This window comes from Enterobacter cloacae complex sp. GF14B, assembly GCF_004136805.1.
Lineage (GTDB): Bacteria > Pseudomonadota > Gammaproteobacteria > Enterobacterales > Enterobacteriaceae > Enterobacter > Enterobacter hormaechei_C.
In genome coordinates, this window is the sequence record NZ_QFRV01000016.1 from 14,892 (window position 1) to 34,795 (window position 19,904).

Below are 19,904 nucleotides of genomic sequence, written 5' to 3' on the forward strand. Positions count from 1 at the left end.
TAAGTCATCCGGAACATGCTCATTAAAGCATCAACGCTGGAAAAATGTGCGCGATATCGCAGATAACTGCCTAATTTTGCGCGGGATCACTCATCCCTTCGCGTCCTCCTTGCAGAAAGCCGTAGAGGAGGAGTTTTTCCCCTGAGCCGAATGGCACACTGGTCAAAAATGCCGCGACAGGAAAATGGAATGAAACGCACTGCATTAGCTGTTCTGATGTTACCCGCATTCGCGCATGCCGACTGGTCATCGCCGGGATTTAACGCGTTTAGCGCTGAAGGTACCGGCGTCTTTACCAGCCAGGCAACGCTTGCGAAGGGTACCCGCCCGCTGACGTTGAGTCTTGACAACGCGTGCTGGCAGCCGACAGGTGCCATTAAGCTCAACGAGATGCTGTCGCTCAAACCGTGCGAAGGCACCCCACCGCAGTGGCGGTTATTCCGTGACGGCGTTTATCAGATGCGTATTGATACGCGCTCGGGAACGCCGACGCTGATGTTGACGGTGCAAAGTGCGGCGCCACAGCCTGTCGCAAACGTCACCCGCCAGTGCCCGAAGTGGGACGGCAAACCGCTGACGATCGACGTCGTTAACACCTTCCCGGAAGGCACGGTGGTGCGTGATTTTTACAGTAAACAGACCGCGACCGTTCAAAATGGCAAAGTGACTCTTCAGCCAGCCGCCAACAGCAATGGCCTGCTGCTGCTTGAGCGCGCCGAGACGGACAAACCCGCGCCGTTCAGCTGGCAAAACGCCACCGTCTATTTCGTGCTGACCGATCGCTTCGTGAATGGCGACCCCACCAACGACAACAGCTATGGCCGTCATAAAGACGGTATGCAGGAGATTGGTACTTTCCACGGCGGCGATCTGAAAGGGCTTACCAGCAAACTGGATTACCTTCAGCAGCTGGGCGTGAATGCGCTCTGGATAAGCTCGCCGCTGGAACAGATCCACGGCTGGGTGGGCGGCGGCACCAAGGGGGATTTCCCCCACTACGCCTATCACGGCTATTACACTCAGGACTGGACGAAACTCGACGCCAACATGGGCAACGAAGATGATTTACGCCAGCTTGTCGACGACGCGCACAGGCGCGGTATCCGCGTCCTGTTTGACATTGTCATGAACCACGCGGGTTATGCGACGCTTGCAGATATGCAGGAGTATCAGTTTGGCGCGCTCTATTTGCAGGGCGATGAGCTGAAAAAAACCCTCGGCGAGCGCTGGACTGACTGGAAGCCAGGCGCGGGTCAAAGCTGGCACAGCTTCAACGATTACATCAACTTCAGTGACAAAGCCGCATGGGAAAAATGGTGGGGTAAAAAATGGATCCGTACCGATATCGGTGATTACGACAACCCGGGCTTTGACGATCTGACCATGTCGCTGGCCTTCCTGCCTGATCTGAAAACGGAATCTAAGATCCCGTCAGGTTTGCCGAACTTTTATCAACACAAGCCCGACACCAACGCGAAAGTGATGACGAATTTCACGCCGCGAGATTACCTGACTCACTGGCTTAGCCAGTGGGTACGTGACTACGGCATCGACGGTTTCCGGGTCGATACCGCTAAGCACGTTGAGCCTGAAGCCTGGCTGCAACTGAAAAACCAGGCCAGCCAGGCGCTGGCCGCGTGGAAAGCCGCCAACCCGGACAAAAAACTCGACGATGCGCCATTCTGGATGACCGGTGAATCCTGGGGCCACGGCGTGATGCAGAGCGATTATTACCGCCACGGCTTCGATGCGATGATCAATTTTGACTATCAGGAGCAGGCGGCAAAAGCGGTGGACTGCCTGGCCGATATGGATTTGACCTGGCAGCAAATGGCAGAAAAGCTGCAAAGTTTTAATGTGCTGAGCTATCTCTCCTCCCATGATACGCGTCTGTTCCGTGAAGGAGGCCAGCGCGCCGCTGAGTTACTGCTGCTGGCACCGGGAAGCGTGCAGATCTATTACGGCGATGAATCAGAGCGTCCTTTCGGCCCGACGGGCTCCGATCCGCTACAGGGAACCCGTTCGGATATGAACTGGCAGGACGTCACGGGTAAACAGGCGTTAACTGTCGCCCACTGGCAGCTTCTGGGGCAGTTCCGCGCCCGTCATCCGGCGGTGGGTGAAGGCAAGCAAACAACGCTGTCGATGAAAGAAGGCTACGGCTTTGTGCGCGAGCACAAGGGCGATAAGGTGATGGTGGTGTGGGCGGGTAATCAATAGACCCCCTCACCCTAACCCTCTCCCCAAAGGGGAGAGGCCTGGGGTGAGGGGCATTCACCAGAACAATTCACCACACAAATACAAACCCGCCACATAAAACAACAAATCCGACCACATCCGCCGATTTGCACCAACACGGTGCTGGCGTTATGGTTACTGCCTTTCATATTAAGCCCGACAGATCACCTGCTATGACGTTTTCACTTTTCGGCGACAAATTTACCCGCCATTCAGGCATTACCCGCCTGATGGAGGACCTCAACGACGGGCTGCGCACCCCAGGCGCTATCATGCTTGGCGGCGGAAACCCGGCTCAAATTCCGGAGATGAACACCTACTTCCAGACGCTGCTGGCAGAGATGCTGGAAAACGGTAAAGCAACCGATGCGCTATGTAATTACGACGGCCCTCAGGGTAAAACAGAACTACTGACGCTTCTGGCGGCAATGCTGCGGGAAGCGCTGGGTTGGGATATCGAACCACAGAATATTGCACTGACAAACGGCAGTCAGAGCGCGTTTTTCTACTTATTCAATCTGTTCGCCGGACGCCGCGCCGACGGCACCACGAAAAAAGTGCTGTTCCCGCTGGCACCGGAGTATATTGGCTATGCCGATGCCGGCCTCGAAGAAGACCTGTTTGTTTCCGCACGTCCGAATATCGAGTTGCTGCCAGAGGGCCAGTTCAAATATCACGTCGATTTTGAACATCTGCATATCGGTGAAGAGACGGGCATGATCTGCGTATCACGTCCCACCAACCCGACGGGCAACGTGATCACCGACGACGAGCTGATGAAGCTGGATGCGCTGGCGAATCAGCACGGCATCCCGCTGGTGATCGATAACGCCTATGGCGTACCGTTCCCGGGGATCATCTTCAGCGAAGCGCGTCCGCTATGGAACCCGAATATCATCCTCTGCATGAGCCTCTCCAAGCTGGGCCTGCCGGGCAGCCGTTGCGGCATTATCATTGCTAACGAGAAAATCATCACCGCCATTACCAACATGAACGGCATTATCAGCCTTTCGCCTGGCGGCATCGGCCCGGCGATGATGTGTGAGATGATCAGGCGTAACGACCTGCTGCGCCTGTCGAATGAGGTGATTAAGCCGTTTTACTCTCAGCGCGTTCAGGAAACTATAGCCATCCTTCGCCGCTACTTACCGGAAGAACGCTGCCTGATCCATAAACCGGAAGGGGCAATTTTCCTGTGGCTGTGGTTTAAGGATCTGCCCATTACGACAGAGCTGCTTTATCAGCGTCTGAAAAAACGTGGCGTACTGATGGTGCCAGGGGATTACTTCTTCCCGGGGCTGGATAAGCCGTGGCCGCACACGCACCAGTGCATGCGCATGAACTACGTCCCGGACCCGGAAAAAATCGAAGCGGGTGTGAAAATTCTCGCCGAAGAGATTGAGAACGCCTGGCGCGAGGCCGGTTAATAAAACCTCAGGCCAGATTACGCAGCCGTTCCGCGCGTAATCTGGCGGGGTCTATGCAGCGCAGCGCGTGGGTGGGACAGGCTTCGACGCAGGCGGGACCGCTCTCGCGATGCGCGCACAAATCACATTTCAGCGCCTGAACGCGATCTTCCACGACCCGAACCTGCATTGCCCCGAACGGGCACGCCACCATACAGCTTTTGCAGCCGATACAGCGCGATTGCTTAACGAGCCAGGCTCCCGCAGCGTGGTGAATGGCCCCCGTCGGGCAGACATTCGCGCAGGGCGCATCTTCACACTGGTGGCAGCCCACCGCCGTAGTGAAGGTTCCCCCCTTAACCACGCGGATCCGTGACGTAAACGCTACTGGCGTGGCGCTGCTTTGATGCGACATCATGCACGCTACCTCACAGGTACGACACCCGATACATTTTTCAGGATCCGCCAGGATAAATTGGTTCATCAGTTACGCCTCGCGCACGTTAAACCCCAGTTCTTTCGAGATAGCTTCCGCCGTGTCACGCAGCGGTTTTAGCAAGTTTTTCTCACCCACCTGCTTCATGCGCGACGTCGACAGCGAAATGGAGATGGCATAGGGTACGCGCCCGTGAATATCAAAGACCGGCACGGCGATACATGACACACCCAGCTCGTTCTCTTCTTTATCCATCGCCATACTGTGATCGCGAATTTCCGCCAGCTCATCATACATCGCGCTCAGTTCGGTGATGGTGTTGCGGGTCAAAGGTTGGATCTGTTCCTGGTGGCTTTCCCAGTAGCTCGCCACGTAATCCTGATGACCAAACGCCATATAGATTTTGCCCATTGCAGAACAATAGAGCGGCATATGCTGGCCGATATATGCGCGCGTGCGCAGCATACCGGTTGTCGGCTCAAGCTTATAAATCAGGATCGCGTGATCATCTTCACGGCTGGAGAAGTTGACCGTTTCGCCGGTGGCAATGTTCAGCGCCTCGAGGTGCGGCGCCGCCACGTGAATAATATTGAGAGATGAAAGCGCCTTTTGCCCGACGGCGATAAATTTGGTGGTCAGACGATAGCTCCCTGCCGCCGGCGCTGGCGTCACGTACCCGCACGACTGCAACCCCTGCAATAACCGGTGCACGGTACTTTTATTCAGCCCCGCCAGTTCTGATAAATGCGCAAGCGGACACCCGTTCGGATAGTTACTGAGGATTTCAATCAGCATCAGGCCGCGAAACAAGCTCTGGCTACCTGCTGGCCTCTCTTTTTCTTGCGTCATTTCGCTCTCTTTTATGCTCATCAAATAGCTCCTGTTTATTGCGCCCTGATGGTAGCGCAAAGTGTGGTTTAGTTCACGATCTCAACAGGAAAAACACAACCATTTGATTTTAATCGATTTTGAAAAACGTGAATGTCGTTGATCTGACAAAATTTGATCGTTATATTTGAAATCAGATTTCGCATAGTGAAATTTAGTGATAAAAAAGCACTCGCACTTGCCCCTAAAAAAACAGGAGAACAGGGATGAAAGTGACCTTCCAAGAGTTGAAAGCGGCGTTCAATCGGGTTCTGCTCGATCGCGGTGTAAAAGCGGATACCGCTGACGCCTGCGCCGAGATGTTCGCCCGCACCACGGAGTCCGGCGTTTATTCACACGGCGTCAACCGCTTCCCGCGATTTATTCAGCAGCTTGACGCAGGCGACATCATCCCTGACGCCCAGCCGAAACGCGTAACGACATTAGGCGCCATCGAACAGTGGGATGCGCAGCGTTCCATCGGCAACCTGACGGCGAAGAAGATGATGGACCGTGCTACCGAGCTGGCGTCCGATCACGGGATCGGCCTGGTGGCGCTGCGTAACGCGAACCACTGGATGCGCGGCGGCAGCTACGGCTGGCAGGCGGCGGAGAAAGGCTATATCGGCATCTGCTGGACCAACTCTATTGCCGTGATGCCCGCGTGGGGATCAAAAGAATGCTGCATCGGCACAAACCCGCTGATCGTCGCTATCCCGTCGAATCCAATCACCATGGTCGATATGTCGATGTCGATGTTCTCCTACGGCATGCTGGAGGTGAATCGCCTGGCCGGACGCGAATTACCGGTCGACGGCGGCTTTGACGATGAAGGCAATCTGACCAGAGAGCCGGGCGTGATTGAGAAAAACCGTCGCATTCTGCCCATGGGCTACTGGAAAGGTTCCGGCTTGTCGATTGTGCTCGACATGATCGCCACCCTGCTCTCTGACGGCGCGTCCGTTGCGGAAGTGACCCAGGACAACAGCGACGAATACGGCGTATCGCAGATCTTTATCGCCGTCGAAGTGGATCGCCTGATCGACGGTCCAACCCGCGATGCCAAACTACAGCGCATCATGGACTTCATCACCACCGCAGAACGCGCTGATGAAAATGTCGCCGTCCGTCTGCCTGGACATGAATTTACTCGCCTGCTGGAAGAAAACCGCCGGGACGGCATCACCATCGACGACAGCGTGTGGGCGAAAATCCAGTCTCTGTAAGGAGTGGGTCATGATATTCGGACATATTGCACAGCCAAATCCATGTCGCCTGCCACTGGCGATAGAAAAGGCGCTTAATTTTCTGCGTACCACGGATTTCACCACCCTGGCACCGGGCGTGATCGAAATTGAAGGCCGCAACATTTTTGCCCAGGTTCTCGACCTCACCACAAAGGAGCAGCACGAGAACCGCCCTGAAGTCCATCGCCGCTATCTGGATATCCAGTTTCTGGCCTGGGGTGAAGAAAAAATCGGTATTGCTATTGATACCGGGAATAACAAAATCAGCGAATCATTGCTGGAGCAACGGGATATTATTTTTTATCACGACAGTGAACACGAGTCGTTTATCGAAATGATACCTGGCAGTTACGCCATATTTTTCCCGCAGGATGTTCACCGTCCTGCCTGTATTAAAAACAAGGGATCCGCAATTCGTAAAATTGTGGTGAAAGTGGCCATCAGCGAATTAGATTAATTTTCTGATAAATACAGGAATGCGAAATGACCAACACCGGTTTTATTATTGGTGCGTACCCCTGCGCACCCTCGTTTCACCAGAAAGGGGAGCAGGAAGAATACACCTTCTGGCGGGAACTTTCCGACACGCCAAATATTCGCGGGCTGGAACAACCTTGCCTTGAAAATCTCCATCCGTTTGGTGATGAATGGCTGTTTCGTCATACGCCGGGCAACTGGCAGATCGTTGTCACAGCCGTTATGGAAACCATGCGCCGCCGCGGCAGCAACGGCGCGTTTGGCCTGGCGTCCGCGGACGAAGAACAGCGTAAAGCGTGCATTGAATATTACCGCCATCTGCATCAAAAGATTGATGCCGTTAACACCCGCTTTCCCGGGAAAGTGGTCGCTCTGGAAATGCAGGCCGCACCGCAGGCGGGTAATGAATCTGTCGAGCAAGCGACAGAAGCATTCTCCCGCTCGGTACGGGAAATCGCGAGCTGGGACTGGGGCTGCGATCTGGTGCTGGAACACTGTGATGCGATGAATGGCCCGGCGCCGCGTAAAGGGTTCTTGCCCTTAGAGCAGGTGCTGGAGGTAGTGAAAGAGACCGATATCAGCGTCTGTATCAACTGGGCACGTTCGGCTATTGAAGGTCGCAACACCGCCCTTCCGCTGGAACATGTTCAGGCGGCACTCGCTGCCGGGAAACTGGGGGCGCTGATGTTTTCGGGCACGACCCCTCACGGTGAGTATGGAGAATGGCAGGATCTGCACGCGCCGTTTTCTTCGTTCTGCGCCGACAGTCTCATGTCCATTGAACATGTAAAAGCGCTGTTTACTGCGGCGAGCGCCGCAACATTGAAATTCTCCGGTATTAAATTACTGGAAATAAATGCTAATGCTGACGTCAGCCATCGCATCGCTATTTTGCGCGACGGCATTAGCGCTATGAATAAAGCATCACAATAAAAATAAAGAATACATTTTCCGGTTACCTTCACTGAGATATTAACTATGAATATTTCTTCTAATGCTCTACACGCGGACATTCCGCGTCAACGCTGGCTAAGGATCATTCCCCCTATTCTTATCGCCTGCATTATTTCCTATATGGACCGCGTAAATATAGCTTTTGCGATGCCCGGCGGTATGGATGAAGAGCTGGGCATTTCCGCCACGATGGCGGGCCTGGCGGGGGGGATCTTTTTTATCGGCTATTTGTTCCTGCAAGTTCCCGGCGGAAAAATTGCCGTGCACGGCAGCGGTAAGAAGTTTATCGGCTGGTCGCTGGTTGCCTGGGCGGTGATCTCGGTTCTGACCGGGCTTGTGACCAACCAGTATCAGCTGCTGGTGCTGCGCTTCTTACTCGGTGTGGCGGAAGGCGGGATGCTGCCCGTTGTGCTCACGATGATCAGTAACTGGTTCCCGGATGCCGAGCGCGGCCGCGCCAACGCGATTGTGATCATGTTCGTGCCCATCGCCGGGATCATCACCGCCCCGCTGTCGGGCTGGATTATTACCGCTCTCGACTGGCGCTGGCTGTTCATTATTGAAGGTCTGATGTCCGTTGTTGTGCTGGTGCTGTGGGCGTTCACCGTCTACGACCGGCCTCAGGAAGCGCGCTGGATCTCTGAGGCCGAGAAAAACTACCTGGTACAAACGCTGGCGGCAGAGCAGCAGGCCATTGCGGGTAAAGAGGTGAAAAACGCCTCGCTCAGCGCGGTGCTGTCTGACAAAACCATGTGGCAGCTGATCGCCCTCAACTTCTTCTACCAGACCGGCATTTACGGTTACACCCTCTGGCTGCCCACCATTCTGAAAGAACTGACGCACACCAGCATCGGCCAGGTGGGAATGCTCGCCATTCTGCCTTACATCGGCGCCATTGCCGGCATGTTCCTGTTCTCTTCACTCTCTGACCGCACCGGCAAGCGCAAGCTGTTTGTCTCCCTGCCATTGATTGGCTTTGCGCTCTGCATGTTCCTCTCCGTGGCGCTGAAAGAGCACACCTGGCTGGCCTATGCCGCGCTGGTGGGCTGTGGCTTCTTCCTGCAATCCGCAGCGGGCGTGTTCTGGACTATCCCGGCGCGTCTGTTCAGCGCTGAGATGGCGGGTGGCGCTCGCGGCGTGATCAATGCCCTGGGCAACCTCGGCGGGTTCTGCGGTCCTTATGCGGTAGGCGTACTGATCACCCTGTACAGCAAAGACGCAGGCGTTTACTGCCTGGCGGTTTCGCTGGCGCTGGCATCGCTGCTGGCCCTGCTGTTACCGGCGAAATGCGATGCCGGAGCAGAGCCTAATCCCACGGTGACTCCACATAAACGTGCGGCCTGATGCCCTCACCCTAGCCCTCTCCCACGGGGAGAGGGAGAAAACCGAACCGTAGGCCGGGTAAGCGAAGCACCCGGCAATTAAGCGAGAAGAAGATGAGTGAAAAAGAGCCCTTCTGGCTGGGTATCGATTGTGGCGGTACTTATCTGAAAGCCGGTTTATACAACAGTCAGGGCAAAGAAGTCTGTATTGAACGCCGCTCAGTGGCCACGCTCAGCCCACGCGCCGGCTACGCCGAGCGGGATATGCACCAGCTCTGGCAGCACTGCCACATAACGGTCGCCCTGCTGCTCAAAAATTCAGGCGCTGACGGCGGTCAGATCAAAGGCGTTGGCATTTCAGCCCAGGGGAAGGGGCTGTTTTTGCTCGATAAACAGGATCGCCCCCTGGGTAACGCCATACTCTCCTCCGATCGCCGTGCGCTGGAGATCGTGCAACGCTGGCAGCAGGACGGTATACCCGAAAAGCTCTATCCGCATACTCGCCAGACGCTGTGGACGGGGCATCCGGCCTCGCTCCTGCGCTGGGTTAAAGAGAACGAGCCGCAGCGGTATCAGCAAATTGGCAGCGTGATGATGGCGCACGATTACCTGCGCTGGTGTCTGACCGGGGTCAAAGGCTGCGAAGAGAGCAACATCTCGGAATCCAATCTCTACAACATGAATACCGGGCAGTACGATCCGCAGCTCACGCGCTGGCTCGGCATCAGCGACATTGACGGTGCCCTGCCGTCCATTATCGGTTCAGCAGAAATTTGCGGGGAAATCACCGCTCAGGCAGCCGCACTGACCGGTCTCACGGCGGGTACTCCCGTCGTTGGTGGACTGTTTGATGTGGTTTCCACCGCGATCTGCGCCGGGCTGCATGACGAACATACGCTGAATGCCGTAATGGGGACCTGGGCCGTGACCAGTGGGATTGCCCACGGCATCCGCGACAACGAGCCGTTCCCCTACGTCTATGGCCGCTACGTCCATCCGCAGCAGTTCATCGTTCATGAAGCCAGCCCCACGTCGTCCGGCAACCTGGAATGGCTGACGGCCCAATGGGGCGATATGTCATTTGATGAGATTAACCACGCCGTGGCCAGCCTGCCAAAAGCTGAAAGCGATGTGTTCTTCCTGCCTTTCCTCTACGGCAGCAACGCCGGGCTGGAGATGACCAGCGGTTTCTATGGTTTGCAGGCGCTGCATACCCGCGCGCACCTCCTCCAGGCGGTTTATGAAGGGGTGGTATTCAGCCACATGACCCACCTCAACCGTATGCTCGAACGCTTTCCCCACGTGCAGGCCCTGCGCGTGACGGGCGGCCCAACCCATTCGGACGTGTGGATGCAGATGCTCGCGGACGTCAGCGGCCTGGCGATTGAACTCCCGCAGGTGGAAGAGACCGGCTGTTCCGGTGCGGCGCTGGCCGCGCTCGTCGGTACAGGTCTCTATCCTGATTTTTACGCCGCTCAGCGCGCCCTCAGGCATGACATCCGGATGATTGAACCTGACATGCGTGCCCATGCCGCCTACCAGCGCAAATATCACCGTTACCAGCTACTGATTTCAGCATTACAGGGCTATCACGCCCGCGTTAAGGAGTACGACCTATGAGCCGACCATTATTGCAGCTGGCGCTCGACCACACCTCGCTTCAGGCCGCGCAGCGCGATGTCGCGACGCTTTCCGAGCACGTCGACATCGTCGAAGCTGGCACCATTCTGTGCCTGACCGAAGGGCTAAACGCCGTTCGCGCCCTGCGTGCGCAGTGTCCGGATAAAATTATCGTGGCGGACTGGAAAGTCGCCGATGCCGGAGAAACGCTGGCTGAACAGGCGTTTGGCGCAGGCGCAAACTGGATGACCATCATCTGTGCCGCCCCGCTGGCCACCGTTGAACGTGGCCACGAGGTCGCACTGCGCGGCGGCGGCGAGATCCAGATGGAGCTGTTTGGCAACTGGACGCTGGACGACGCGCGCGCGTGGCACCGCATCGGGGTGAAGCAGGCGATATACCACCGCGGGCGCGACGCACAGGCCAGCGGCCAGCAGTGGGGCGAGGCGGATCTCAGCAAAATGAAGGCGCTGTCCGATATCGGGCTACAGCTTTCCATCACTGGCGGTATCACCCCCGCTGACCTGCCGCTGTTTAAGCAGATCAACGTCAAAGCCTTCATTGCCGGGCGCGCGCTGGCAGGCGCCGATAATCCGCCGCAGGTGGCACAGGCATTCCATTCGCAAATCCGCGACATCTGGGGAGAGTAACCATGCGTCAGCATCCGTTAGGCATTTACGAAAAAGCGCTGCCAAAAGATCTCTCCTGGCCGGAGCGCCTGGTTCTGGCAAAAAGCTGCGGCTTCGATTTTGTGGAGATGTCGGTGGATGAGACCGACGAGCGTTTATCGCGCCTTGAATGGAGTACCACGCAGCGCGCCTCTCTGGTGGAAGCGATGCTGGAGACCGGCGTGGCGATCCCGTCGATGTGCTTGTCTGCCCACCGTCGCTTCCCGTTTGGCAGCCGCGAAGAAATCGTGCGCGAACGTGCCCGCGAGATCATGACCAAAGCCATCCGGCTGGCCCGTGATTTGGGTATTCGCACCATCCAGCTTGCGGGTTATGACGTGTACTACGAGGAGCATGACGAGGGCACGCAACAGCGCTTTGCCGAAGGGCTGGCGTGGGCCGTGGAGCAGGCTGCCGCCGCACAGGTAATGCTGGCGGTAGAGATCATGGACACCGCGTTTATGAACTCCATCAGCAAGTGGAAAAAGTGGGACGACATGCTCGCCTCGCCGTGGTTCAGCGTTTACCCGGACGTCGGCAACCTGAGCGCGTGGGGCAACGACGTCACCGCCGAGCTGACGCTGGGCATTGACCGCATCGCCGCTATCCACCTGAAAGATACCCGGCCCGTAACCGAAAAAAGCCCCGGCCAGTTCCGCGACGTGCCGTTTGGCGAGGGCTGCGTCGATTTCGTTGGCGTGTTTAACACGCTGAATCAACTTAACTATCGCGGCGCATTTCTGATTGAAATGTGGACCGAGAAAGCCAAAGAGCCGGTGCTGGAGATCATCCAGGCGCGCCGCTGGATTGAAGCCCGAATGCAGGAAGGAGGCATGACATGTTAGAACAACTCAAAGCCGAGGTGCTGGCGGCAAATCTCGCCCTGCCCGCCCACCAGCTGGTGACGTTCACCTGGGGCAACGTCAGCGCTGTTGACCGTGACAGCGGCATGATGGTGATCAAACCATCCGGCGTGGAGTACGACGTGATGACCGCAGAAGATATGGTGGTGGTAAATATCGCCACGGGTAAAGTGGTCGAGGGGAGTAAAAAACCCTCCTCCGACACCCCGACCCATCTCGCGCTGTATCGTCGTTACCCGGAAATTGGCGGCATTGTGCATACCCATTCCCGCCACGCCACCATCTGGTCGCAGGCGGGGCAGGATTTACCCGCGTGGGGCACAACGCACGCGGACTATTTCTACGGTGCGATCCCCTGCACGCGGCTGATGACCCCGGCTGAAATCGCGGGTGAATATGAATACCAGACGGGGGAAGTCATTATCAAAACCTTCGAGGAGCGCGACATAAGCCCGATGCAGGTCCCGGCGGTGCTGGTTCATTCTCACGGCCCGTTTGCCTGGGGCAAAGACGCTGCCGATGCGGTACACAATGCCGTGGTGCTGGAAGAGTGCGCCTATATGGGGCTTTTCTCACGCCAGCTTGCACCACAGCTTCCGGTTATGCAGCAGGAATTGCTGGATAAGCATTACCTGCGCAAGCATGGCGCAAATGCCTATTACGGCCAGTGATCATCCAGAATTAATATGCTCTTTACAGTACCGCCGTTTCCAGACGGCGGGCGTTAACCCGGTATGTTTCGAGAATATTTGCCGGAAATAACCCACGTCATTAAAACCGCACCGGGCGGCCACTTCAGTTAATGAGGCCGCATCGTTCAGCAGCAGTTTTTCAGCGGCCCTGACGCGCTGGCGGTGAATTGCCTCCGTCAGGGTTAAATGAAACGTCCGGCGAAATACTCGCCCCAGATAATCGGCGTTGCAGTGCAGCTCTTTCGCCAGCTGTGAAGTGGACAGGGGCAAATGAAAGTGCGTGCGGATAAGCTGCTTGGCCTTCCACGCCATTGCTGCGCCCGCATCATCCGCTTTATCTTCATATCCCGGCGAGAGCGATATCTGCTGCAAAATTAACAGCAAAATTATCTCCAGCGCCTGGCTACGCTGTAATTTTTCCTGCTCGCTTAAAAACTGACGGAATAACGCAATAACATATTGCGGATCCCGCACGCTACAGTGTTGCTCAATCGACAGCGGCGTCGCGCCTGGCAACACCGGCAAGCGTTCATCCACCTCAAAATGCAGCCAGTAAAATTTGAGATCGTCCGGAAAATCTTCCACGCCGACATGCCGTCGCTTCGGCCAAAGTAATAAACTCTCGCCAGCGTTTACCTCAAACAGCGTATTTTCCTCCTGGATCGTTAATGTCCCTTTTTCGACAAAAATTATCTCCCACGAAGATAATTTTCGTGCGGGATGACGGCCCACGCCCCGGGAGATAAATAACCCGCCATTTTGAACCCTGATCGGAAGTGCTATGGATAATTCAAGCATGGATATTCATTTTTCCGCTTTTATGGTGGCTAATATTGTCTTTATCCCTTGATTATTAATAAATATCAGCAGAACGGCTCGATCAAACTCACAGTTTTATCATCAGGTCGGAATTGTCACCTTTTTATACTTTTCCCTTCCCTTGTTGGTCTGCCCGTTGAATGCAGAATAAATGGGGTACCTTGCACAAATACGATAAAAAAATCGTTTATCGAGGAGTTACCCCATGACCTCCACACCGATTACAGACGCAGAAGTTGCAAAACAGGCAGCCGATGAACGGCTGTCAGTCCGCGAGAAAATTGGCTACGGCCTGGGCGACGCGGGCGGCACGGTAATTACCTGCCTGATCATGAACTTCCTGACCTTTTTCTATACCGATGTATTTGGCCTGACGCCCGCGCTGGTGGGCACGCTGTTTATTGCCCTTCGGGTATTTGACGCGATTTCCGATCCGGTGATGGGCGTGATTGCCGACCGCACGCAGAGCCGCTGGGGGCGTTTTCGTCCGTGGCAGCTGTGGGTCGCGCTTCCTATCGGGATCGTCGGCGTGCTGACCTTCACCGTCCCGGACGCCAGCATGGGCGTGAAAATCGCCTGGGCGTTCGGCACCTATCTGTTGCTTTCAGTGGGCTATACCGCCATCAACGTGCCGTATTGCGCGCTGATCAACACCATGACCACCCGCCACAACGAGGTTATATCCTGCCAGTCCTGGCGCTTCGTACTGTGCGGCGTGGCGGGCTTTCTGGTCTCCGTTGGCCTGCCGTGGCTGGTGTCAGAGCTGGGACAGGGCAATACCGCCCGGGGTTATCAGTTGGGCGTTGGCGTGCTGTGCGCCATCGCCGTGGTGATGTTCCTGTGCTGCTTCTTCTGGGTGCGCGAGCGCGTCCCGCTTGCGCTGATGGGTAAATTCACCCTGCGCGAGCACCTGGCTGGCCTGCGGAAAAACGATCAGCTGCTGCTGATGCTGGTGATGTCGTTTCTGCTGATCAACGTCTTCAACATTCGCGGCGGCGGATACATGTATTTCATCACCTACGTGCTTCAGGGCAGCACGGCGTACACCTCGCTGTTTTTCACCATGGTGACCTTTGCTGCCATTCTGGGCGCGGTGATCGTCAGCCCGCTGTCGCGGCGGATTGATACCGTCAAACTCTACTACTACACCAACCTGGTACTTGCTGCGCTTGCGGTGGGAATGTGGTTCCTGCCGGGTGGCCCGGCGCACCAGACGCTCTGGCTGATCGTGATTTTAAGTAACGGCGTGATCCTGGGCTTCACCCTGCCGCTGCACTTCTCACTGATGGCCTTTGCCGATGATTACGGCGAATGGAAAACCGGCGTGCGCTCCTCGGGGATGAACTTCGCCTTCAATCTGTTTTTCATCAAGCTCGCGTGGGCATCCAGCGCCGGGATCATCAGCCTGGTGTTTATTGCCGTGGCCTATCAGCCAGGCGCGGGTAACCAGACGCCCGCCTCATTGCAGGGCATCACCGCCATGGAGACGCTGCTCCCTGCCCTTTTCCACCTGCTGCTGGCGGTCGCTATCCGCTGGTGCAGGCTTAACAATCCCGTGATGTCGCGCATTGCCACCGATTTGCGCCAGCGTCATGTACAGTCCTGAGGAGAACGATATGACCATAATGGAAGCCGACCTGCATCAGCTGAAAATCAACGACCCGTTTCTTGGTCAGTACCAACGGCTGGTCCGCGATGTGGTGATCCCCTACCAGTGGGATGCGCTTAACGATCGCGTGGCAGAGGCCGAACCCAGCCACGCCATCGCCAACTTCCGCATCGCGGCCGGTCTGGAACAGGGGGAGTTCTACGGGATGGTCTTTCAGGACAGCGACGTGGCGAAATGGCTCGAAGCCGTGGCGTGGTCGCTGTGCCAGAAGCCGGATGCTGAACTGGAAAAAACCGCCGACGAGGTGATCGAGCTGGTCGCAGCGGCGCAGTGTGAAGATGGCTATCTCAATACCTATTTCACGGTGAAAGCACCGGCCGAGCGCTGGACCAATCTGGCCGAATGCCACGAACTGTACTGCGCCGGGCATATGATTGAAGCGGGTGTGGCGTATTTCCAGGGAACCGGAAAGCGCCGCCTGCTGGACGTGGTGTGCAGGCTGGCGGATCATATCGACAGCGTGTTTGGCCCGGGCGAAAACCAGCTGCACGGCTATCCGGGCCACCCGGAAATCGAGCTGGCGCTGATGCGGCTGTACGACGTCACGCAGGAGCCACGCTATCTCAATCTGGTGAAATACTTTATTGAGGAACGCGGCGCGCAGCCTCACTTCTACGATATCGAATACGAGAAGCACGGCAGAACGTCATACTGGAACACCTATGGCCCGGCGTGGATGGTCAAGGACAAAGCCTACAGCCAGGCGCATCTGCCCCTTGCCGCACAACAAACGGCCATCGGCCACGCCGTGCGTTTTGTCTATCTGATGGCGGGCATGGCGCATCTGGCGCGCCTGAGCAACGACGAGGGGAAACGTCAGGATTGCCTGCGGCTGTGGAACAACATGGCACAGCGCCAGCTGTACATCACCGGCGGGATTGGCTCCCAAAGCAGCGGCGAGGCGTTCAGCAGCGATTACGATCTGCCCAACGATACGGTCTACGCCGAAAGCTGCGCCTCCATCGGCCTGATGATGTTTGCCCGCCGGATGCTGGAGATGGAGGCGGACGGCCACTACGCCGACGTGATGGAGCGCGCGCTGTACAACACGGTGCTGGGCGGCATGGCGCTGGACGGTAAGCATTTCTTTTATGTGAATCCGCTGGAAGTGCACCCGAAAACCCTGGCCTTTAACCATATCTATGACCACGTCAAACCGGTGCGCCAGCGCTGGTTCGGCTGCGCCTGTTGCCCGCCGAATATTGCGCGCGTGCTGACCTCGCTGGGGCACTACATTTATACCGTTCGCCCGGACGCGCTGTTGATCAACCTGTACGTGGGGAACGACGTCGCCATTCCGGTTGGGGATAACATCCTCCAGCTGCGGATTAGCGGGAACTATCCGTGGCATGAGCAGGTGAAAATCGAGATTACCTCACCAGTTCCGGTGACTCACACGCTGGCCCTGAGGCTGCCGGACTGGTGTGCGGAACCGGCTGTTTCGCTCAATGGTCAGGCCATTACAGGCGAGGTCTCCCGTGGATACTTATACCTCAACCGCAGCTGGCAGGAAGGCGACACGCTGACGCTGACGTTACCGATGCCGGTCCGCCGCGTGTACGGCAACCCGCAGGTGCGCCAGCAGGCGGGGAAAGTCGCATTGCAGCGTGGGCCGCTGATTTACTGCCTGGAAGAAGCCGATAACGGCGCAAATCTGCATAACCTTTCTTTGCCCCAGGACAGCGCGTTTCGGGTATTTGAAGGCAAAGGCATTTTCGCGCACAAGATGCTGATTCAGGCGGAAGGGATCGGGTGTCAGGCGAAGGACACTGATGCCCTGTGGCAGTACGACCACTCACCGGTAGAACGTCAGCCCCGGACGCTGACCTTTATTCCGTGGTTCAGCTGGGCAAACCGGGGGGAAGGGGAAATGCGGATATGGGTGGATGAAAGCTGAATAACTGCGGCCTGTTGCCCTCACCCCAGCCCTCTCCCACGGGAGAGGGAGTAAAAAGTAGGCCGGGTAAGGCGAAGCCGCCACCCGGCTTTAACCCGGCTCAGGCCACGCCACCCGGGACGGCCTGAGCCCGGAGATTAAAACAACCCCAGCGGTTTATCAGAGTAGCTGACCAACAGACATTTTGTTTGCTGGTAGTGCTCCAGCATCATCTTATGGGTTTCACGCCCGATGCCCGACTGCTTGTAGCCGCCAAACGCCGCATGAGCCGGATAGGCGTGATAGCAGTTTGTCCATACGCGTCCGGCCTGAATGCCCCGGCCCATTTTATAGGCCAGATTACCGTTACGGCTCCAGACGCCCGCCCCCAGGCCATACTGCGTGTCGTTGGCGAGCTCCAGCGCCTCGTCCATGGTTTTAAACGTGGTGACGGCCAGCACCGGTCCAAAAATTTCCTCCTGAAAAACGCGCATGTTGTTCTTACCGAACAGGATAGTCGGCTCAAGGTAGTAGCCCTCCTGCAAATCGCCGCCCAGCACCTTACGACGACCGCCGGTCAACACATCGGCCCCCTCTTTTTTACCGATATCAATATAGTTGAGGATGGTTTCCAGCTGGCCATGCGATACCTGCGCCCCCATCTGGGTAACGTTATCCAGCGGATTACCGCTGCGAATCGACTCCACGCGCCGGATCGCCCGCTCCATAAAGCGCTCATAAATGGATTCCTGCACCAGCGCGCGGCTCGGACAGGTGCAGACTTCGCCCTGGTTAAACGCGAACAGCGCAAACCCTTCCAGCGCTTTGTCGAAGAAGGCGTCCTCTTCGTCCATCACGTCGGCAAAGAAGATGTTCGGCGATTTGCCGCCCAGCTCGAGCGTGACCGGAATGATGTTCTGGGTCGCGTACTGCATGATCTGCTGGCCCACTTCCGTTGAGCCGGTGAACGCCACTTTGGCGATACGTTTTGAGGTAGCCAGATATTCGCCGATCTCTCCCCCGGCCCCGTTGACCACGTTAATGACCCCCGGCGGCAACAGGTCGCCAATCACCTCCATCAGCAGCAGTACCGAAAGCGGCGTTAAGCGAGCGGGTTTCAGCACAACGCAGTTACCCGCCGCCAGCGCGGGCGCCATTTTCCAGCTCGCCATCAGCAGCGGGAAGTTCCACGGAATAATTTGCCCCACCACGCCGAGCGGCTCGTGGAAGTGATACGCCACGGTATCTTTGTCAACTTCACTTATTCCCCCCTCCTGGGCACGAATGCAGGACGCAAAATAGCGGAAATGGTCAATCGCCAGCGGCACGTCCGCCGCCATGGTTTCCCGGATCGGCTTGCCGTTGTCCCACGTTTCTGCGGTCGCCAGCAGCTCCAGATTCTGCTCCATCCGATCGGCGATTTTGAACAAAATGGCCGCTCTGTCCTGAACGGACGTTTGTCCCCACTTATCTTTCGCCTTATGCGCCGCATCCAGCGCTAAATCTATATCCCGCTTGCCCGAACTGGCAATTTCACACAGCGGCTGGCCGGTAACGGGCGTCAGGTTGGAATAGTATTCACCGTCGACGGGCGCCACCCAGTCGCCGCCGATAAAGTTGTCATAGCGGGGCTTCAGCTTAAGGGGAAAACCATACTCGCCTGGCTGGATACGCGATGAGGGAGGATTGTTTGTCATGACCGTCTCCTTGCAGTAGGTGTACAACAAGGGTAGTTCCGGCTGGTGGTTTTCTCGCCAGTCGGTAACGGGTTTACGAGCCGTATCACGGATTACCGTACTTTACGTTTCGTTTCTGCCGCCAGAGCCATACTTAATAGCTCAGGGGCTCATGAGGAACGATGCAATGCAGCTATTTATCGGCTTTGACGTGGGCGGAACCCACATCAAACACGGCGTGATTAACGAAAACGGCGAAGAACTGACATCCGATGAATATGATACGCCTGACGATGAAAGCACCTTCAAACAGAAGTGGAAAGCGGTGGTGGATAAGTACCGCCAGGAGCATGAGATCGTCGGCATCGGCGTGAGTTTTCCGGGCCACATCAATCACCATACCGGCGAAGCGGCCAAGGCCGGGGCGCTGGATTACCTTGACGGTGAAAACCTGTGCGAGCTTTTCGCACAGCTGACCGATCTCCCCGTAACAACCGAAAATGACGCCAACTGCGCGGCGCTGGGCGAACGCTGGCAGGGCGCCGGCAAGGACTATGAGCATTTTGTCTGCATCACCATCGGCACCGGCATCGGCGGCGGTATCGTCATGGAGGGCGATCTCTACCGTGGGTCGCACTACCGGGCGGGTGAGTTTGGCGTGCTGCCCGTTGGCAACAACGGCGAGCCGATGCACGAAGTGGCGTCAGCCAGCGGCCTGATGAAAGCCTGCCGCCGCGCGCTGGCCGTGTCGGAAGATGAGATGCCTGACGGTGAGGAGCTGTTTAAACGCATGGACAGCGACGTGCATCTGCGTGAGGCCATAGAAGAGTGGGCGCATTTCCTCTCGCGCGGCATCTACAGCGTGATCTCCATGTTTGATCCGCAGGCGGTGCTGATTGGCGGCGGCATTAGCGAGCAGGAGAAAATCTATCTCCTGCTGGATAAATACCTACAGCGATTCGAGGAGTGGGAGGCGCTCCGGGTGCCCATCCTTCCCTGCGAGCTGGGTAACCAGGCGGGAAGGCTGGGCGCGGTCTGGCTGGCTAAGCAGAAGCAGGCGCGCAGCGCTTAACG

Annotated in this window: 17 protein-coding genes; 13 read left to right on the forward strand and 4 right to left on the reverse strand. The window is 56.9% G+C overall.

The features are described from left to right. Positions 1–189 precede the first annotated feature (189 nt). The gene (locus DD606_RS08010) at positions 190–2,220 is read left to right on the forward strand and encodes an alpha-amylase (RefSeq protein WP_022652026.1); all 2,031 of its coding nucleotides are present in this window, start codon (positions 190–192) and stop codon (positions 2,218–2,220) included. A 191-nt stretch (positions 2,221–2,411) separates the two neighbouring features. After that, positions 2,412–3,665: a valine--pyruvate transaminase gene (gene avtA, locus DD606_RS08015; protein WP_015572749.1), complete on the forward strand. Its 1,254-nt coding sequence runs from the start codon at positions 2,412–2,414 to the stop codon at positions 3,663–3,665. Between the two features lie 7 nt (positions 3,666–3,672). Here the strand turns inward: avtA and DD606_RS08020 are convergent, their stop codons facing one another. After that, complete coding sequence (locus DD606_RS08020) at positions 3,673–4,128, reverse strand: 4Fe-4S dicluster domain-containing protein (protein WP_023315013.1); 456 nt, start codon at positions 4,126–4,128, stop codon at positions 3,673–3,675. Positions 4,129–4,131: 3 nt separating this feature from the next. Further along, positions 4,132–4,950, reverse strand: coding sequence for an IclR family transcriptional regulator YiaJ (gene yiaJ, locus DD606_RS08025; protein ID WP_015572751.1), 819 nt, complete (start codon positions 4,948–4,950; stop codon positions 4,132–4,134). A gap of 224 nt (positions 4,951–5,174) precedes the next feature. Between yiaJ and yiaK the strand changes: the two genes are divergently transcribed. From yiaK to araD, 8 genes are all read left to right on the forward strand, one after another. Beyond that, positions 5,175–6,173 carry a 3-dehydro-L-gulonate 2-dehydrogenase gene (yiaK, locus tag DD606_RS08030; RefSeq protein ID WP_045350933.1) on the forward strand — a complete coding sequence of 333 codons (999 nt, stop codon included), beginning with the start codon at positions 5,175–5,177 and terminating at the stop codon, positions 6,171–6,173. A gap of 10 nt (positions 6,174–6,183) precedes the next feature. Next, entirely contained in the window at positions 6,184–6,651 is a 468-nt protein-coding gene (locus DD606_RS08035) for a YhcH/YjgK/YiaL family protein (RefSeq protein WP_015572753.1), read from the forward strand. Between the two features lie 26 nt (positions 6,652–6,677). Beyond that, the gene (locus DD606_RS08040) at positions 6,678–7,604 is read left to right on the forward strand and encodes a DUF4862 family protein (RefSeq protein WP_022652030.1); all 927 of its coding nucleotides are present in this window, start codon (positions 6,678–6,680) and stop codon (positions 7,602–7,604) included. Between the two features lie 45 nt (positions 7,605–7,649). Further along, positions 7,650–8,969, forward strand: a complete 1,320-nt coding sequence (locus tag DD606_RS08045) for an MFS transporter (protein ID WP_022652031.1) — start codon at positions 7,650–7,652, stop codon at positions 8,967–8,969. Between the two features lie 92 nt (positions 8,970–9,061). Continuing rightward, positions 9,062–10,567, forward strand: coding sequence for an FGGY-family carbohydrate kinase (locus DD606_RS08050; protein WP_045331999.1), 1,506 nt, complete (start codon positions 9,062–9,064; stop codon positions 10,565–10,567). Next, the gene (gene ulaD, locus DD606_RS08055; RefSeq protein ID WP_022652033.1) at positions 10,564–11,217 is read left to right on the forward strand and encodes a 3-keto-L-gulonate-6-phosphate decarboxylase UlaD; all 654 of its coding nucleotides are present in this window, start codon (positions 10,564–10,566) and stop codon (positions 11,215–11,217) included. Before DD606_RS08050 ends, ulaD begins: the two co-directional genes overlap by 4 nt. 2 nt (positions 11,218–11,219) lie before the next feature. After that, positions 11,220–12,080, forward strand: coding sequence for an L-ribulose-5-phosphate 3-epimerase (locus DD606_RS08060; RefSeq protein ID WP_022652034.1), 861 nt, complete (start codon positions 11,220–11,222; stop codon positions 12,078–12,080). Beyond that, positions 12,074–12,769 carry an L-ribulose-5-phosphate 4-epimerase gene (araD, locus tag DD606_RS08065; RefSeq protein WP_017382588.1) on the forward strand — a complete coding sequence of 232 codons (696 nt, stop codon included), beginning with the start codon at positions 12,074–12,076 and terminating at the stop codon, positions 12,767–12,769. The genes DD606_RS08060 and araD overlap by 7 nt, the downstream gene beginning before the upstream one ends. On the opposite strand, the gene DD606_RS08070 is transcribed toward araD, so the two are convergent. Next, complete coding sequence (locus tag DD606_RS08070) at positions 12,770–13,588, reverse strand: helix-turn-helix domain-containing protein (RefSeq protein ID WP_022652035.1); 819 nt, start codon at positions 13,586–13,588, stop codon at positions 12,770–12,772. It lies immediately after the preceding gene. Between the two features lie 226 nt (positions 13,589–13,814). Here DD606_RS08070 and DD606_RS08075 point away from each other — a divergent pair, with 226 nt between their 5' ends. Further along, positions 13,815–15,215, forward strand: coding sequence for an MFS transporter (locus tag DD606_RS08075; RefSeq protein WP_045331993.1), 1,401 nt, complete (start codon positions 13,815–13,817; stop codon positions 15,213–15,215). Between the two features lie 10 nt (positions 15,216–15,225). Then, positions 15,226–17,175, forward strand: a complete 1,950-nt coding sequence (locus DD606_RS08080; RefSeq protein WP_129258501.1) for a glycoside hydrolase family 127 protein — start codon at positions 15,226–15,228, stop codon at positions 17,173–17,175. A gap of 137 nt (positions 17,176–17,312) precedes the next feature. Here DD606_RS08080 and aldB read toward each other — a convergent pair whose 3' ends face one another. Next, entirely contained in the window at positions 17,313–18,851 is a 1,539-nt protein-coding gene (gene aldB / locus DD606_RS08085) for an aldehyde dehydrogenase AldB (protein ID WP_006808612.1), read from the reverse strand. A 166-nt stretch (positions 18,852–19,017) separates the two neighbouring features. On the opposite strand from aldB, the gene DD606_RS08090 reads away from it, so the two are divergent. Further along, positions 19,018–19,902 (forward strand): ROK family protein, encoded by an 885-nt coding sequence (locus tag DD606_RS08090; RefSeq protein ID WP_003860164.1) that lies wholly within the window; start codon positions 19,018–19,020, stop codon positions 19,900–19,902. The last annotated feature ends 2 nt before the right edge of the window (positions 19,903–19,904 follow it).

Bases quoted from the DNA above. Each gene is read 5' to 3' on its own strand.
- ulaD (WP_022652033.1), top strand. From the start codon at position 10,564: ATGAGCCGACCATTATTGCAGCTGGCGCTCGACCACACCTCGCTTCAG.
- DD606_RS08075 (WP_045331993.1), top strand. From the start codon at position 13,815: ATGACCTCCACACCGATTACAGACGCAGAAGTTGCAAAACAGGCAGCC.
- DD606_RS08040 (WP_022652030.1), top strand. From the start codon at position 6,678: ATGACCAACACCGGTTTTATTATTGGTGCGTACCCCTGCGCACCCTCG.
- aldB (WP_006808612.1), bottom strand. From the start codon at position 18,851: ATGACAAACAATCCTCCCTCATCGCGTATCCAGCCAGGCGAGTATGGT.
- DD606_RS08010 (WP_022652026.1), top strand. From the start codon at position 190: ATGAAACGCACTGCATTAGCTGTTCTGATGTTACCCGCATTCGCGCAT.
- DD606_RS08020 (WP_023315013.1), bottom strand. From the start codon at position 4,128: ATGAACCAATTTATCCTGGCGGATCCTGAAAAATGTATCGGGTGTCGT.
- avtA (WP_015572749.1), top strand. From the start codon at position 2,412: ATGACGTTTTCACTTTTCGGCGACAAATTTACCCGCCATTCAGGCATT.
- yiaJ (WP_015572751.1), bottom strand. From the start codon at position 4,950: ATGAGCATAAAAGAGAGCGAAATGACGCAAGAAAAAGAGAGGCCAGCA.
- DD606_RS08090 (WP_003860164.1), top strand. From the start codon at position 19,018: ATGCAGCTATTTATCGGCTTTGACGTGGGCGGAACCCACATCAAACAC.
- DD606_RS08060 (WP_022652034.1), top strand. From the start codon at position 11,220: ATGCGTCAGCATCCGTTAGGCATTTACGAAAAAGCGCTGCCAAAAGAT.
- DD606_RS08070 (WP_022652035.1), bottom strand. From the start codon at position 13,588: ATGCTTGAATTATCCATAGCACTTCCGATCAGGGTTCAAAATGGCGGG.
- DD606_RS08080 (WP_129258501.1), top strand. From the start codon at position 15,226: ATGACCATAATGGAAGCCGACCTGCATCAGCTGAAAATCAACGACCCG.
- yiaK (WP_045350933.1), top strand. From the start codon at position 5,175: ATGAAAGTGACCTTCCAAGAGTTGAAAGCGGCGTTCAATCGGGTTCTG.
- DD606_RS08045 (WP_022652031.1), top strand. From the start codon at position 7,650: ATGAATATTTCTTCTAATGCTCTACACGCGGACATTCCGCGTCAACGC.
- DD606_RS08035 (WP_015572753.1), top strand. From the start codon at position 6,184: ATGATATTCGGACATATTGCACAGCCAAATCCATGTCGCCTGCCACTG.
- DD606_RS08050 (WP_045331999.1), top strand. From the start codon at position 9,062: ATGAGTGAAAAAGAGCCCTTCTGGCTGGGTATCGATTGTGGCGGTACT.
- araD (WP_017382588.1), top strand. From the start codon at position 12,074: ATGTTAGAACAACTCAAAGCCGAGGTGCTGGCGGCAAATCTCGCCCTG.